The 14,203-nt window shown below is 27.8% G+C and carries 14 protein-coding genes; 2 read left to right on the top strand and 12 right to left on the bottom strand.

The annotated features are described in order from the left end of the window. Positions 1-61: 61 nt before the first annotated feature. A complete protein-coding gene (locus VN21_RS00440) occupies positions 62-2,275 on the bottom strand; it encodes a Lon protease family protein (protein ID WP_052951928.1) in 2,214 nt (737 codons plus the stop codon). Positions 2,276-2,374: 99 nt separating this feature from the next. Next, positions 2,375-3,268: a tRNA epoxyqueuosine(34) reductase QueG gene (gene queG, locus VN21_RS00435; protein WP_046821531.1), complete on the bottom strand. Its 894-nt coding sequence runs from the start codon at positions 3,266-3,268 to the stop codon at positions 2,375-2,377. Between the two features lie 65 nt (positions 3,269-3,333). Between queG and VN21_RS00430 the strand changes: the two genes are divergently transcribed. Next, the gene (locus VN21_RS00430) at positions 3,334-3,738 is read left to right on the top strand and encodes a RusA family crossover junction endodeoxyribonuclease (RefSeq protein WP_046821530.1); all 405 of its coding nucleotides are present in this window, start codon (positions 3,334-3,336) and stop codon (positions 3,736-3,738) included. 28 nt (positions 3,739-3,766) lie between these two features. Here VN21_RS00430 and VN21_RS00425 read toward each other — a convergent pair whose 3' ends face one another. The 9 genes from VN21_RS00425 to VN21_RS00385 all read right to left on the bottom strand — a co-directional run bounded on the left by VN21_RS00425 (position 3,767) and on the right by VN21_RS00385 (position 12,005). Beyond that, positions 3,767-4,762 carry an aldo/keto reductase gene (locus VN21_RS00425; protein WP_046821529.1) on the bottom strand — a complete coding sequence of 332 codons (996 nt, stop codon included), beginning with the start codon at positions 4,760-4,762 and terminating at the stop codon, positions 3,767-3,769. A 117-nt stretch (positions 4,763-4,879) separates the two neighbouring features. Beyond that, on the bottom strand, positions 4,880-5,719 hold the full coding sequence (locus tag VN21_RS00420; protein WP_046821528.1) for a deoxyribonuclease IV: 840 nt from the start codon (positions 5,717-5,719) through the stop codon (positions 4,880-4,882). 75 nt (positions 5,720-5,794) lie between these two features. After that, positions 5,795-6,358: a winged helix-turn-helix domain-containing protein gene (locus VN21_RS00415; protein ID WP_046821527.1), complete on the bottom strand. Its 564-nt coding sequence runs from the start codon at positions 6,356-6,358 to the stop codon at positions 5,795-5,797. An 80-nt stretch (positions 6,359-6,438) separates the two neighbouring features. Beyond that, positions 6,439-7,356 (bottom strand): glutaminase A, encoded by a 918-nt coding sequence (gene glsA / locus VN21_RS00410; protein ID WP_046821526.1) that lies wholly within the window; start codon positions 7,354-7,356, stop codon positions 6,439-6,441. A gap of 95 nt (positions 7,357-7,451) precedes the next feature. After that, on the bottom strand, positions 7,452-9,107 hold the full coding sequence (locus tag VN21_RS00405) for a nucleoside kinase (RefSeq protein ID WP_046821525.1): 1,656 nt from the start codon (positions 9,105-9,107) through the stop codon (positions 7,452-7,454). Between the two features lie 54 nt (positions 9,108-9,161). Next, positions 9,162-9,905, bottom strand: a complete 744-nt coding sequence (locus VN21_RS00400) for a sugar phosphate isomerase/epimerase family protein (protein ID WP_046821524.1) — start codon at positions 9,903-9,905, stop codon at positions 9,162-9,164. Between the two features lie 9 nt (positions 9,906-9,914). Beyond that, positions 9,915-10,448: a signal peptidase I gene (gene lepB / locus VN21_RS00395; RefSeq protein ID WP_046821523.1), complete on the bottom strand. Its 534-nt coding sequence runs from the start codon at positions 10,446-10,448 to the stop codon at positions 9,915-9,917. Further along, positions 10,432-11,262 (bottom strand): hypothetical protein, encoded by an 831-nt coding sequence (locus tag VN21_RS00390; protein WP_046821522.1) that lies wholly within the window; start codon positions 11,260-11,262, stop codon positions 10,432-10,434. The genes lepB and VN21_RS00390 overlap by 17 nt, the downstream gene beginning before the upstream one ends. Positions 11,263-11,276: 14 nt before the next feature. After that, the gene (locus VN21_RS00385) at positions 11,277-12,005 is read right to left on the bottom strand and encodes a PrsW family intramembrane metalloprotease (protein WP_084821880.1); all 729 of its coding nucleotides are present in this window, start codon (positions 12,003-12,005) and stop codon (positions 11,277-11,279) included. A 114-nt stretch (positions 12,006-12,119) separates the two neighbouring features. Here VN21_RS00385 and sleC point away from each other — a divergent pair, with 114 nt between their 5' ends. Further along, on the top strand, positions 12,120-13,391 hold the full coding sequence (gene sleC / locus VN21_RS00380) for a spore cortex-lytic germination protein SleC (RefSeq protein ID WP_046821520.1): 1,272 nt from the start codon (positions 12,120-12,122) through the stop codon (positions 13,389-13,391). Positions 13,392-13,426: 35 nt separating this feature from the next. On the opposite strand, the gene VN21_RS00375 is transcribed toward sleC, so the two are convergent. Beyond that, positions 13,427-14,203 (bottom strand): DUF3298 and DUF4163 domain-containing protein (locus VN21_RS00375; protein WP_052951927.1); only part of this gene is annotated, 777 nt, incomplete at its 5' end.

The raw sequence follows: 14,203 nt of genomic DNA, 5'->3' as shown, positions 1-14,203 counted from the left end.
TAATATTTTGTTATTTGACCAAAATAAAGGAACTGCAGTAAAAATGCAGTTCCTTTATTTTTTATTTCTCTAATTCACTATATTTTTTTAATTTTTCAATAGCTAAACTTTTAACTTCTTCAAAAGTTTTATCTGTCAATATTTCTATAGCCTCTTCAATTCTATCTATAGGATATATATGAAATCTACCTTCATTTATAGCATTTCTTACTTCTTCAACAAGAACTAAATTTCTAAGGTTATTCCTTGGTAATATTACACCTTCACTTCCTGTTAAACCTTTTTTCTTGCATGCATAATAAAATCCTTCTACTTTTTCAGTAACTCCACCTACAACTTGTATATCTCCTTTTTGATTTATAGAACCAGTTGCACCAATATTTTGTTTTATAGGAACACCACTTAATGATGATAACATTGCATAAAGCTCAGCTCCGGATGCACTATCTCCATCTACACCACCATAGTTTTGTTCAAAGCATATATTTGCATTAAGTGATAAAGGAAATTCCTGTGCTAAATTTTCTAGTAAAAATCCATTTAATATAAGGACACCCTTACTGTGTATAGGTCCACTCATTTCAACTTCTCTTTCTATATTTACAATTCCAGAACTTCCAGGTGCTGTAGTAACTGTTATTCTACAAGGTCTTCCAAATGAGTACTCACCCATATTTAAAACTGATAATCCATTTATAACCCCAACTTTAGATCCATTTGTTGATATTAATGTAAATCCATTTTCTATAGATTCATCCATTTTCTTTTCTATTTTACTAAATCTTTCTCTTCTCTCTTTAATTGCTTTTAATACATCTTCTTTATCTACATATTTAGATCCTCTTATTTTTGAATAAGCATCTCCTTCTACTAAAATCTCTACAATTTTATTAAATTTAGTTGATAATTTTTCTCTATTACCTGTTATCCTAGTACTATACCTAACGACTTGCTCTACACCTTCATAAGTAAAATGATTTAAATTGTTACTATTACAATATGAAGCTATAAAGTTTGCCAATCTAGTTTCATTATAATCATTTTTCTTCATTTCATTGTCAAAGTCTACAAATATTTTAAAATACTTATTAAACTCAGGATCATAGTTGTATAATAAATTATACATATAGTTATTTCCTATAAGCACTACTTTTATGTTAACAGGTATCTTTTCTGGCTTTATAGCTGTTTGTGTATCTAAAGTTATTTCACCTTGTTGTATTGTTTTTTTAAGTATATCCCAAGATAAATTGTATCTCAGAAGTTGATCTACATACAGTACTAAGTAACCCCCATTAGCTTTATGCACTGCACCTGGTAACAACTTAGTGAAATCTGTTTTTACAGTACCATTATAGTACTCGTATTCCGCCTTCCCAAATAAGTTTGCTGGACTTGGGTTTATTTCCACAACTACAGGTGCCCCACATCTATCTAATCCATTATCTACCAACAAGTTCACTTTATATTTTGTAAAGTGTTCTTTATCGTACTTTTCTTTCAAATCTTCTTCATCCATATAGAATAAGTACACATATTCTAAAATATCATTTTTAGTATCATCTAAATACTTTCTTACTTTTTCAAAGTGTCCATATCTTTCAAGCAAACTATCTATATGTGGATCTACTATATATTTCCCTACTTCATATTCTAAATCTAAAAGAGCTTCTTTTGCATCTTCTTCTATATCTTTAATTTTATATGCAATTTGTATAGCTGCATTTTCTAATTCCTTTTTAACTTTATAAAATTCTTCAGAAGTTGTATCTACCTCTTCATCTTGTGGCGTGAAAATCATGCCTACCTTACTATTTTTTAATTTAAATCCTTTTTCTTCTCCATACTTCTTAATTTTTTGGAGTAAGTTTTCTTTTTCAATTTCAAAATCATCTAATAATTCATTTTTGCTTATTTCAAATTCTTCACTTTCGAATGCATCCTTAAGTTCATCCAATAAACTCTCTATTAACTTTTCCATATCTTTCTTAAACAATTTACCCATACCTTTATCCAGTGCAATAGCTATAGGTTCTCTGCTGTTCTCAAAGTTGTATACATAGCACCAGTCTTTATGATCATTTTTATTTTCTGCATGCATTTTTAAAGCACTAAGTACATAAGTAGTTTTCCCTGTTCCACTATCCCCAGCTACAAAGATGTTATATGCAGGATTATCTATTTTAAGTCCAAGCTCCATAGCTTTTGTTGCATTTTCTTGCCCTATTATCTCATTTAAGCCCTCTAGTTGAGAGGTATTAGCATATCTAGCCATATCCATCCCCCTTTAAAATTCCTTTTTATATAATATGTTTCTATCTACTAAATGTTAAGTAAAAAAATAAAAAACTTCTAACTGTACAAGTTAAAAGTTTTATCTTTCTAGTATTTCAATATTTCTTTGTATTATCTTTTTACCTCTCCAACTAAAAGCTTTTTCTTTATATCTTCTTCTAAATTCTTTGTTTGATATATTATTTATTTCTTCTTCTTTTAAATTGTATATCAATTCTTCTTTGAATTCCTTAATATTTGTTTTTGAGATACTTATGTTGTGTGGGCATACATCTTGGCATATATCACATCCAAATATTTTTTTATTATTTTTCAATGCAATTTTTTCATCTTCACTTAAATCTTCTTTTTTCTGAGTTACATATGATAAACATTTTTTAGGATTCATTTCAAAGTCACCTAATATAGCTTTTCCAGGACAAGATGTTATACATTTTCCACATTTAACACACGATTTTTCGCTTTTTTTATCTGGTTCAAAATAATAGTTATTTATTATATATCCTATAAACACAAAAGATCCATACTCATCAGTTATTATATTGTTATTTATTCCATAATACCCTATCCCACTTATACTTGCTAAATATCTATCTACTAACGGTCCATTATCTACAAAAACCATATATTGAAATTCTTCAGTTTCACTATCTATATAATCTGCAATTTGTTGTAATTTTTCTTTTACAACTATATGATAATCCATTCCATAACAATACTTTGATAAATTAGAATCTACTACATCTCCAACGAAGTACGGGAAAGCACATACGATTATACTCTCTGCATTTTCCATAGTAGCCCTTGGATTAACTCTTTTCTCAACATCTGTTTCTTCCATTCCTGTTATAAAATCTTTTTTTGTTCTATCTTTTATAATATTTTCTAAATCGTAATAAGGTCCAATTCCTGCTATCCCTACACAATTAATTCCTATACTTTTACAAAATTCTTTTAATTTATTCTTATCCATAAATTTTCCTTTCATTAATTTCTATTTACATTTATAATAACTAAGGTATAAAGGATGTGGTATATATGATAAAGTTAACAATTCCAGGGAGACCAATAAGTAAATCCAATTTTAAACTTCACAATATTCATGGTCAATCATGGATGCCATCTAAAGGAAAGCACTCTAAATACTTAGCATATGAAAATATGATTGCTGGATATATAAATACACAATACGATGGTCCTTGCATAGAAGAGGATCTTATAACTGTATTAAAATTATATTTTCCAAATAAAAAAATGGGTGATTTACATAACTATCCTAAAAGTATATGTGATGGAATAGAAAAAAGTGGTATTATAAAAAATGACAAACAACTAAAACCAGTTCTTTTGTTTGATTTTATAGATAAGGAAAATCCAAGAGTAGAAATAGAGTTATATCCTTTGTCTGAGTATAAAGTTGACTATACTATTACTAGAAAATAGTATATCCCCCTTTAATAGGGGGATTTTTTTACCCTAAAATATTTGATACGTCTTTTAGCATTTCTCTGATAGGTAATTCATATGGGCACTTATTTTCGCACTTACCACATTCTATACAATTAGAAGCATTTACATCTAAACTTTTATATCTATCTTTTGACCATTCTTTTAAGTTGTATCTACTATAATATCCTTCAAGTAAAAAATTCATAGGTATATTTATCCCTACAGGGCAAGGCATACAGTATTCGCAACGTCTACAAAATCTATTCCCTAATTTTTCTATAATGTCTTTTATCTCTAAATTTTCTTCATCAGTTATATTAAGATTTTTTAAGACTGATGTATTTTCAATAACTTGATCTACACTATCCATACCTGGTATAACTACATCTATATAGTCTTTAGATAATATATATTTTATAGCTAATTTTGCATTGTCAATAGCTCCTCCAGCAAGAGGCTTCATTACTATTACCCCTATCCCATTTTTATTAGCTTCTTTAAATATTTCATCAGCTTGATCTTCTACTATATTATACGGAAACTGAATTGTATCAAACTTACCACTATTTACTGCTTTTTTTATTGTATCTATACTGTGACTCGTTATTCCTATATGCTTTATTTTTCCTTCTTCTTTACATTTTAAAAGAGCTGCATAAGACATATCATCATCAAATATTTCATCATATTCATCTGGCTTTAAATTGTGAAGTTGGTATAAATCTATATATTCAGTTTTAAAATTATTTAAACTTATATTTACATCTCTTATCATATCATCATAGCTTCTAGACATACTTTTAGTAGCTAATATAAATTTGTCCCTTTTACCTTCAATTGCATTCCCTATGTACTCTTCACTTATAGTATATCCTCTGGCTGAATCTATAAAGTTTATTCCTTGATTTATAAGTTCATTTATAACTAAATTTGTATCTTCTTGAGTTATTCTTTGTATTGGAATCCCTCCAAACCCAACTCTATTTAATTCAATATTAGTGCTTCCTAATTTTCTCATAAATCATCCCCCAATTTTATTTCATTTTTTTGTCTTCCTAAACAATTAATTTGCATTTTTATAAATTAAGACGATACTTTCTAAATATCGTCTCTTATTTTTATATTATATATGATTTTATTGTATTTGTTTTATAATATCTTTTATCATTTCAATTTCTCTTTTATGCCCCTCATCTTCTAATGGAGTTTCTAAGAAAAACGGTAAATGTCTTAACTTAGGATGAGTAATAAATCTTATTATTGCATCTAATCCTATCTCACCTTCTCCAATACAAGCATGTCTATCTTTTTTCGCTCCAAAAGGCATCATGCTGTCATTAAGGTGGACTGCCTTTAATTTATCTAAACCTATAATATTATCAAAATCATCTAAAACCGAATCTAAATCATTAACAATATCATATCCAGCTGAAAATACATGACAAGTATCTAAACATACGCCTAGCCTTTCATTATGTTCAACCTTATCGATTATAGCCTTTACCTGATCAAAACTAAACCCTATTTCAGTTCCCTTTCCAGACATTGTCTCAAGTAATACTACTATATTTTCATTTCCAGTTATAGCTTCATTAAGCGCATTAGCTATTTTATCTATACCTGTATCTACGCCTGATCCAACATGGCTACCTGGATGAAAACACATATATTCTATTCCTAAAGAATCCATTCTCTGAATATCTTCTTTTATAACCATTCTTCCAAATTCATAAACTTCCTCTTTTGCACCAGCTAAGTTCATTGTATATGGGGCATGTGCTAATAGTGGCCCAAATTTATTATCTTTTCTTATTTGTTGAAATTTCATTATATCTTTTTCATCAAAAGATTTAGCATTACCACCTCTTGGATTTCTACTAAAAAATTGAAATGTATTAGCTCCTATATTTACAGCTGTTTCTGCAGCTTTTGCAAAACCTTTTGCTATCGAAACGTGTGGTCCTATTACTATCAATATGTTCCCTCCTAAATTTTATATTCATTTATAATATACCCAAAAAAATAAGCATCAACAAATTTTGTTGATACTTTATGCTTTACATTTTTCATCTAATGGTATCGTTATTAATGCTAAGTCGTATTTCATCTCAGATTCATCATGTTTTCTATTTAATACAATCTCATTAATTTTTTCTTCTATGGTATTGGCTAACTCTTTTATTTCACTTTTACTTAAACAAACTTGATTATAATTAGCTATGTACTCGCTATCTATATCATTTTCTTCTATAGCTTTATAAAAAGAGTTACTCATATTTTCAAACTTCGATATGCATATATCCCCCATATTTTTATTTTCTGCATCACTATTAAAATTTAAAGCATTCTTCCCTATAACAATATGCTTAGCTGTAGGATAATAATACTTCTCAACAATTCCTGATTTAACCTTCTCTTCTACTAAATCTAAAACCCCAACCTTATACAAAGTCTTTATGTGGTAATTTATCTTTGCATGCGGCTCATCTAATAATTGAGATAGTTGTTTTGCTGACAACGGAATTGATTTAAACGCATTCAAAATATCTATCCTTCTCGGATGTGCAATTGCTTTTATGCACTCTAAATCTCTTAGTACTAAAACTTCTTTCATTCCCCCACCACCCATAAAAATATTTAATTATATAAATAATTATATATTATCAAATCGTAATTGTCAAAAAATTCTCTATTTTAGAATATATTTATTTTATACTGTTCACTTAAAGATTGTAATATCTTTATCCCCGCAATACTATTGCCTTTTTTGTCAAGAGCAGGGCCGTATATTCCAATTCCCATCTTTTTAGGAACTGAAGCTAATATTCCTCCTCCAACACCTGATTTTGCAGGAATCCCAACTTTTATTGCAAATTCTCCAGATGCATCGTACATTCCACACGTTACCATAAATGTCTTAACTATACGTGATATTCTTTCATCTATAAGTCTTTCTCCCGTTTCAATATCGACTCCATAAGATGCTAAATTAACTCCTATTCTTGCTAAGTCTATACAGTCAATTTCTATAGAACATTGCTTGAAATATAAGTCTAAAACTTCTTCTACATCACCTTCTATAAATCCATCATTTTTTAAAAGATAAGCCATAGCTCTATTTCTATCTCCTGTTAACTTCTCCGATTCATATACATCATAATTTATTTTTAAATTATCATTTTTAGCTAGTATTCTAAAAAAGTTTAACATCTTTTCTTCTTTTTCTTTAAGATCCTTTCCCTTTATCATGGAAGTTGTAACTATAGCTCCTGCATTTATCATAGGATTACAAGGCTTCTTAGATTCTTTCGTTTCTAATTTCATAATAGAGTTAAATGGATCTCCACTAGGTTCCATTCCAACTTTTGAAAACACATACTCCCAATCATTCTCGCTAAGTACTAAAGCTAATATTATAGGCTTAGATATACTCTGAATTGTGAACTTTTTATCAAAATTTCCAGCCGTATGAATTTCATTATTCATATCAATCATACATATTCCTAAATCATCTTGTCTTGCGTTTTTAAGTTCCGGTATATAAGTTGCTACATGTCCATAATTTGTATATTTTCTGTTATCCTCAAGTATTTGTTCTAATACATTTTCCATACACATTCCTCCTTATTTTTTAATAACGTCACAATATTATAAATAATATAATACAAAAAATCCTGGGTTTATGTCAACTTCCCAGGATTCCAAGTCTAATCAACAATTCGACTACCTCCAATAAACTCTCTAATTATAGATGTCGGAGGTATATCTAATTCATCATCTAACTCTACAAAATATTGTAAAAACTTTAATATTCTATTAGACTCTATAAACGCTTCGTTGTCATCTTCAATTTGTTCTAAAAGTGGTTTTGCATATTTTTTTAAAACCGCTAACTCATATAAACAAGCTGAGTTAAACATTATATCAGCTTCTTCTTGATAAGGGAATATATTTTTATCTTCTCCTCTTCTTACTGACCACCAATTTAAAATAGTTTTTTCAGCGCTATATCCTCTAAAATTATAGTCTCTAACTATTCTTCTTATAAGTCTTAAGTCTGTTGTTGGTATTCTATTATGGTTATCTAAATTTATTTGAGTAAGAACACTTATATATATTTTAAATTTATCCTTATCATCTATACTCTGTGTTAGCATCGGATTTAATGCATGTATACCTTCTAAAATAATAGGTTGGTCTTTTTCAATTTTTAAAGTTTTTCCACTAAATTCTCTTTTTCCTGTTTTAAAGTTGAATTTTGGGAGTTTAATTTCCTCACCTTTTAATAATTTTTCTAAATCACTATTAAATAACTCTAAATCTATCGCATATATAGATTCAAAGTCATAGTTTCCAAACTCATCTAAAGGGGTAGCTTCTCTGTCAACAAAGTAATCATCTAATGAAATAGGAACTGGATGCAAGTTATTAACTTTTAATTGTATAGATAATCTATGTGCAAAACTTGTTTTTCCAGACGAAGATGGTGCAGCTATCAATATAACTCTTTTATTGTTTTCTTTTATTATATCTGCAATTTGAGATATCTTCTTTTCATGCAAAGCTTCAACTATACTAATTATTTCTCCATATTTTTTATTTTCTATAGCCTCATTTAAACTAGCAACCTTGTCTATTCCAATAAGTTCTGACCAAACTTCTGACTCTTTATATATATTAGAAAGCTTTGGTTGAGGTACAAAGCTCTGAGGTTCACTTTTGTTTTCTTTACTTGGTCCTAATATAACTACTCCCGATTGCCATTTTTTTATATCAAAAGTTTTAACATGGCTAGTAGACGGTAACATATGACCATAAAAATGATTTATATATCCACCGCATTTATATAATTTCACATCTTCATATTCTTTATACTTTAATAATTCTGCCTTTACATTTTTATTACTTTTTTTAAGCATTTTTATTGCTTCTTCTTTATCTGTAACAATCTTTTCTATTTTTAAATCAGATTCTATTATACTTTTTACTTTCGTCTTGATTTTTTCTATATCTTCTTCTGTAACTTCACTTTTATTGTTTTTTATTTCGCAGTATAATCCATTTGATAATGAGTGCTCTATTGTAACCTTACACCCATTAAAAATTTCTTCACATGCTTTTATGAAAACCAAAGATAACGTTCTCATATAAACTCTCATTCCATCTGGTTTAGTTGTATCAATTAATTCTAAATCGCAACCTTTATCTAAAGTACTGTTTAAATCTTTTAATTTATTTTTTATTTTTCCTATTGTTACTATACCCTTATATTCATTACTTAAATCTTTTGCTATTATAGCTAAAGCTACATCTTTAGGATATTCATAATTTTTATTATTAATTTTTACATTTATATTTTCCATAAATCTTTCTCCTATCCTTTAATATGTCTATTTATAAAGTTAGAACGATTTATTTTACATAAACCGTTCTAATACTTTTATAGATTCATCTATATCTTCATATTTAATTTCCAAAACTGCATATTGAACCTTCATAGACATTAAATCTTTTAAACCTTCTAAGTTCAAAATTCCTTTTCCAATTCCAACATGCAAATCTTCTTTACCATTATTATCACTTAGGTGCATTAAATTCATTTTAGAACCTAACGCATCTAAAAAGCAGTCTGAATTTATTAAGTTATGACCTGTATCATAGCAAAACTCAATATTATCTATATTATTTAATATATATTCAAATTCATTTACGGTTGTTCCTATATTACATATATCTCCACCATTTGTATATGTATTTTCTATAAAAACATGTTTATTTTTTAAGTTTATTGACTGTAGAAACTTTATAGAATTATCTAAATACTTTTTCTTATTTTTCTTAAATCTCGAATTTATTACATATCCTAAGTGCAGATTAAAATATTTTATAGCAAGTTCTTTTAATTCTAAATTAATTTCATATATAAAATTTACCCATGAATTTCTTATATATTCTATATTTTCGCAAGTATTCAGCTCCATAGGCAAGTGGATACCTACGCTTATGTTATTTCTTTTAAATTCATCTTTATATAATAAAACCTTTTTACATTCAATTAAATTGTCTATACCTATTTCTATATGATTTATATTTTTATTTGTTTTACATATATAAATAGCACTATCTATTTCATTAACTAAAGCAGATATTCCTAATTTCATCTTAAACTCCTATGAAACTTTACCAATTTTATTAAAAGGTAATAATCTAATCACAACTTTACCCATTATATCACTTTCTTTTACTATCCCAACATCAGGATCTCTACTATCCATACTATTACCTCTGTTGTCTCCCATTGCAAATATATATCCTTTTGGAATAGTTGTGTCTATTTCACCTTCAGTTTTTTGACCATGTATATATGGTTCATTTTGAAGCTTTCCATTTATATACACATCTCCATTTGTAATCTTAAGATGGTCACCAGGAATACCTATAACTCTTTTTACTAAATCTTTTTCTTTTCCATTAGCTTGCACTAAATCAGATTTAAAAACTATAATATCTCCTCTTTGAGGCTCTTTGTGATTATAGGCAACTCGATTTATTATTAAATAGTCTTTTTCCTCAAGTGTTGGATACATTGATGATCCTTGTACTAATGTAGGTCTAACAAAGTGAGTTATTACAAGTGCTATTACTAGTGAGGTAACTATAATTTTTATCCATTCTATTATTTCCTTTTTAACATTTGCGCTCAAATTCACCATCTCCTCCATGTTCTACATACTTAGATAAGAGTTCTATAACTATATCGTTTATATGTTCATACTTTTTAGTATTTATTCCCAAATCTAAAAGTTCACAAGCCTTTATCAAGTCATATACGACTTCCATAGGACTGCCATAAATTTTTTCAATATCTTCCTTACTTACACCTCTAAATCCATGGCCTACAGGACTTTCATTTCTAAGCCTTATTAAATTTTCAAGTTTTTCACTATTTAGTATTTCAAGAACTCTGTCCATCCTTTTAGTTTGTTTTAGATATCTTTTTATATACTGAGTTACACCATGTATAAGATTACCATTATATATATTATACTTCTTTTTTAGTGTATATAGTATATTTTTCTTAGACACCATATTTCCATGCATTGATACAGTATACCTTTTACCTTCTTTCGTATTAACAAATATATATTTAAATAAAGCTTCTTTTAATCTATATAACCTTCCTAAAAAATCTATATATTCTTCATTAATAATTTGAATTTTTATATTTTCAATTAACTCTGATAAGATATCTTCTGGTTCACCTTTATTTAAATTTTCTAAATTAGTTATAAGATTTTTAATTTCTTTTCTATCTAACATTTGCTCACTTAAATTTTTAGTAAGTTTAAGTGCTGTTTTAAAGTCAAAGTTGGTTGCATATTTACACGATTTCAATAAATAATATAAATCTCCACTCTCTATTCCACATTCAATTAATATATCTAAAACACCATCATAATCACATCTTTTCAAGAACTTAGATATTACTAGTTCCTGACTTTTGTTTATATAACTCATAAAATCACTCCTATTTATTTTTTATGTTTATTTTTCTTTAATCTTAAAAAACGCCTTCTCGCATAATCTGTGTATTCATCTAATTTATCTAAACTTATTTTCCATAGATAGATTAAGTAAATAACAAAACTTATAGAAGCCCATGTAGTTTTTATCATAGCTAAAATATCGAATACTCCATGTAAAACTATAGGTATTAAAATAAGCTTAACTAAAAATACTTTTCTTACTTTAGGCTTATCTAAATTAAACTTATACATAGATAAGTAATATCCCATATTTATTGCAAATAAAACATGTGCAGGAATAGATATTACAGCTCTAGCTAATCCAATTTGTAATAAATTTAATTGATTCCCGTGAAAAATATAAATAAGATTTTCTATTGTAGCAAATCCAAGAGTTGTAAATATACTATAAACTATTCCATCCAGCTTTTCTGTATAATGCCTACTTCTTAAAGTATAAGGAATCAAAATCATAACTTTTAAAATTTCTTCTGTTGCAGCTGCTACTACAAATGCAGTGTAGATTAAGTTTAAATGCGAATTATCAATCTTAGCTTTAAGTAATATATCTTCAATAGCTATTGCAGGTATACTTATCAATGTACCTATAAAAAATAATCTTATAAGCACCTTTATAGGTTCTTTATCGTATTTATCTTTTATATATATCCATATTAAAATCGCTATTGTAGGCGCTAGGGATATTATTAGTAAGTCTAATTTCATTTTTTGCATTACCTTTCTTTTTTATCATTCATATTATATTATTTCCAAATATCTTAACAAAATAATACTTTTATTCATACTATGTATAGATAAGTTGATTTTATATAAGAAAGGAGTTTTTTTATGCAAGATGGTTTTTTAACTGTTAGCGTGGTAGACAGCACTACTAACTTTCCAGTTGTAGGTGCAAACGTAAATGTATACTCCGTTGGAGATGACAACAAAGCCTCGACAGTAATTTATCAAAATTTAAAAACTGATATCTCCGGTCAGGTTGTAGGTTTAAATCTAGCTGCTCCAGATTTAATATATTCTCAACAACCAAGCGATGTAAGACCTTACAGCCAATATATAGTAGAGGTTATCAAAGATGGATACGAAACAATTATAATTAATGGTACACAAGTTTTGGCAACGGTTATAGCTCAGCAAGGCATACAGATGGTACCTCGTCAAAGAAGTAAACGTTCATATAGTAGACAAAATGAAATAGTAGTAGATATAGGAGCTCATACATTGTGGGGAACTTATCCTCCTAAAATTCCTGAAAGTGACTTAAAGCCGATTCCACCTCCAACAGGATTCGTTGTTTTAGATAATCCAGTAGTTCCTGAATTTGTAGTTGTCCATGATGGATTACCTGAAAATAAAAATGCCTCTAACTATTGGGTATATTTTAAGGACTATGTAAAAAATGTTGCTTCTTCAGAAATTTATTCTACATGGCCAACGGAAACAATACTGGCTAACGTAATAGCAATTGTCTCATTTACATTAAATAGAGTTTTTACTGAATGGTATAGAAGTAAAGGATACTCTTTTACGATTACATCAACTACTGCTTATGACCATAAATATATTCATGAGAGAAATGTATTCGATACTATAAGCATTGCTGTGGATGAAGTTTTCAACACTTTTATAAAAAGACCTCCAACTGCTAGGCAACCTCTCTTAGCTCAATATTGTGATGGTAATAAATCTCAATGTCCTGGTCAAATGACACAATGGGGAAGTAAAAATTTAGGAGATCAAGGACTTAGTTATGAAGAAATTTTAAGAAAATTTTATGGGGAAAGTATAATACTTGAAAAAGCTCCAATAGTAAGCGGAGTTCCTGTTTCCTTCCCTGGTGAAGCTCTTAAAATTGGGTCTACAGGTAAAGATGTTAGAACTATTCAAAATCAATTAAACGCTATATCTAAGGGATATCCTGCAATTCCTAAAGTTAAAGAAGATGGAGTATTTGGTCAAGATACCGCAAACTCAGTTAAGGTATTTCAAGGTATATTCGGATTGCCTCAAAGTGGAATTGTAGATTTTAAAACATGGTATGAACTTTCTAGGGTTTATGTTGCAGTTACAAAAATAGCTTCTTTAAATCCAACAATTTAATCGAAAAATTTAAATAGTGTAGTAACATTACTACACTATTTAAATATATTTATATATTTTTCATTTAAAATGTGATTTATTTTATCTGCACTTATTCTAAACTCTGGAATTCCACCTGCAAAAGGAGCTATTTCATATAAATCAAAATATATTACTAGATTATCATCTTGAATGTAAAATTTTTGATTTTCAGAAATTGACTTAAAACTGTATTCTTGTTTATTTTCTTTTATTTCATCCCTTATTAAACCATTTATAACATTCTTATAATCTGAGTTTTCTTTGAATAAATCTTTTAAATTTAAGTTTTGGCCGTTTTCTATAAATATATTATAAGATCCATTCTCATAATATCCATGAGCGCCTCCACTATATTGATAAATAGTAACGACAATACTTAACATTGAGTCACTATTTTTCTTAACATCAAAGTCTACATTGTATATATAAGGAGTTATATATTCTTTAGGTGTATTTTCCAAAAAATTTTTAGCTTCTTCTTCTGCTTTAAAATATCCATCCATTATATCATTTTTTATAAGTTCATTTATATTTTTCTCAATATTTTTATTTTCAGTTATTATAATTGGTACATTTATTATACTATTTAAATATATATTGTTTTTAGTTATAGTTTGAGTGTCTATTTGTGCCACTATTGGGTTTGTATTTATGTCTTTTATCTTGTTATTAAATACTGTAACTGGAATTTTAAAATCATAAATGTTTTTTCTATCACTAATTTGATATGGATTAAAATATACACATATACCCTCATTAGTTATATAGTAGTTAGTGTATTTATCTATTTT

The organism is Paraclostridium benzoelyticum, assembly GCF_001006285.1.
GTDB classification, from domain to species: domain Bacteria; phylum Bacillota; class Clostridia; order Peptostreptococcales; family Peptostreptococcaceae; genus Paraclostridium; species Paraclostridium benzoelyticum.
Note: the sequence above shows the minus strand (reverse complement) of the source record. Positions and strands in the feature narration are given on the sequence as shown.

Coding starts and splice junctions, on each gene's coding strand:
- VN21_RS00440 (WP_052951928.1), bottom strand. CDS start 2,275: ATGGCTAGATATGCTAATACCTCTCAACTAGAGGGCTTAAATGAGATA.
- queG (WP_046821531.1), bottom strand. CDS start 3,268: ATGGATAAGAATAAATTAAAAGAATTTTGTAAAAGTATAGGAATTAAT.
- VN21_RS00430 (WP_046821530.1), top strand. CDS start 3,334: ATGATAAAGTTAACAATTCCAGGGAGACCAATAAGTAAATCCAATTTT.
- VN21_RS00425 (WP_046821529.1), bottom strand. CDS start 4,762: ATGAGAAAATTAGGAAGCACTAATATTGAATTAAATAGAGTTGGGTTT.
- VN21_RS00415 (WP_046821527.1), bottom strand. CDS start 6,358: ATGAAAGAAGTTTTAGTACTAAGAGATTTAGAGTGCATAAAAGCAATT.
- glsA (WP_046821526.1), bottom strand. CDS start 7,356: ATGGAAAATGTATTAGAACAAATACTTGAGGATAACAGAAAATATACA.
- VN21_RS00405 (WP_046821525.1), bottom strand. CDS start 9,107: ATGGAAAATATAAATGTAAAAATTAATAATAAAAATTATGAATATCCT.
- VN21_RS00400 (WP_046821524.1), bottom strand. CDS start 9,905: ATGAAATTAGGAATATCTGCTTTAGTTAATGAAATAGATAGTGCTATT.
- VN21_RS00390 (WP_046821522.1), bottom strand. CDS start 11,262: ATGAGTTATATAAACAAAAGTCAGGAACTAGTAATATCTAAGTTCTTG.
- VN21_RS00385 (WP_084821880.1), bottom strand. CDS start 12,005: ATGCAAAAAATGAAATTAGACTTACTAATAATATCCCTAGCGCCTACA.
- sleC (WP_046821520.1), top strand. CDS start 12,120: ATGCAAGATGGTTTTTTAACTGTTAGCGTGGTAGACAGCACTACTAAC.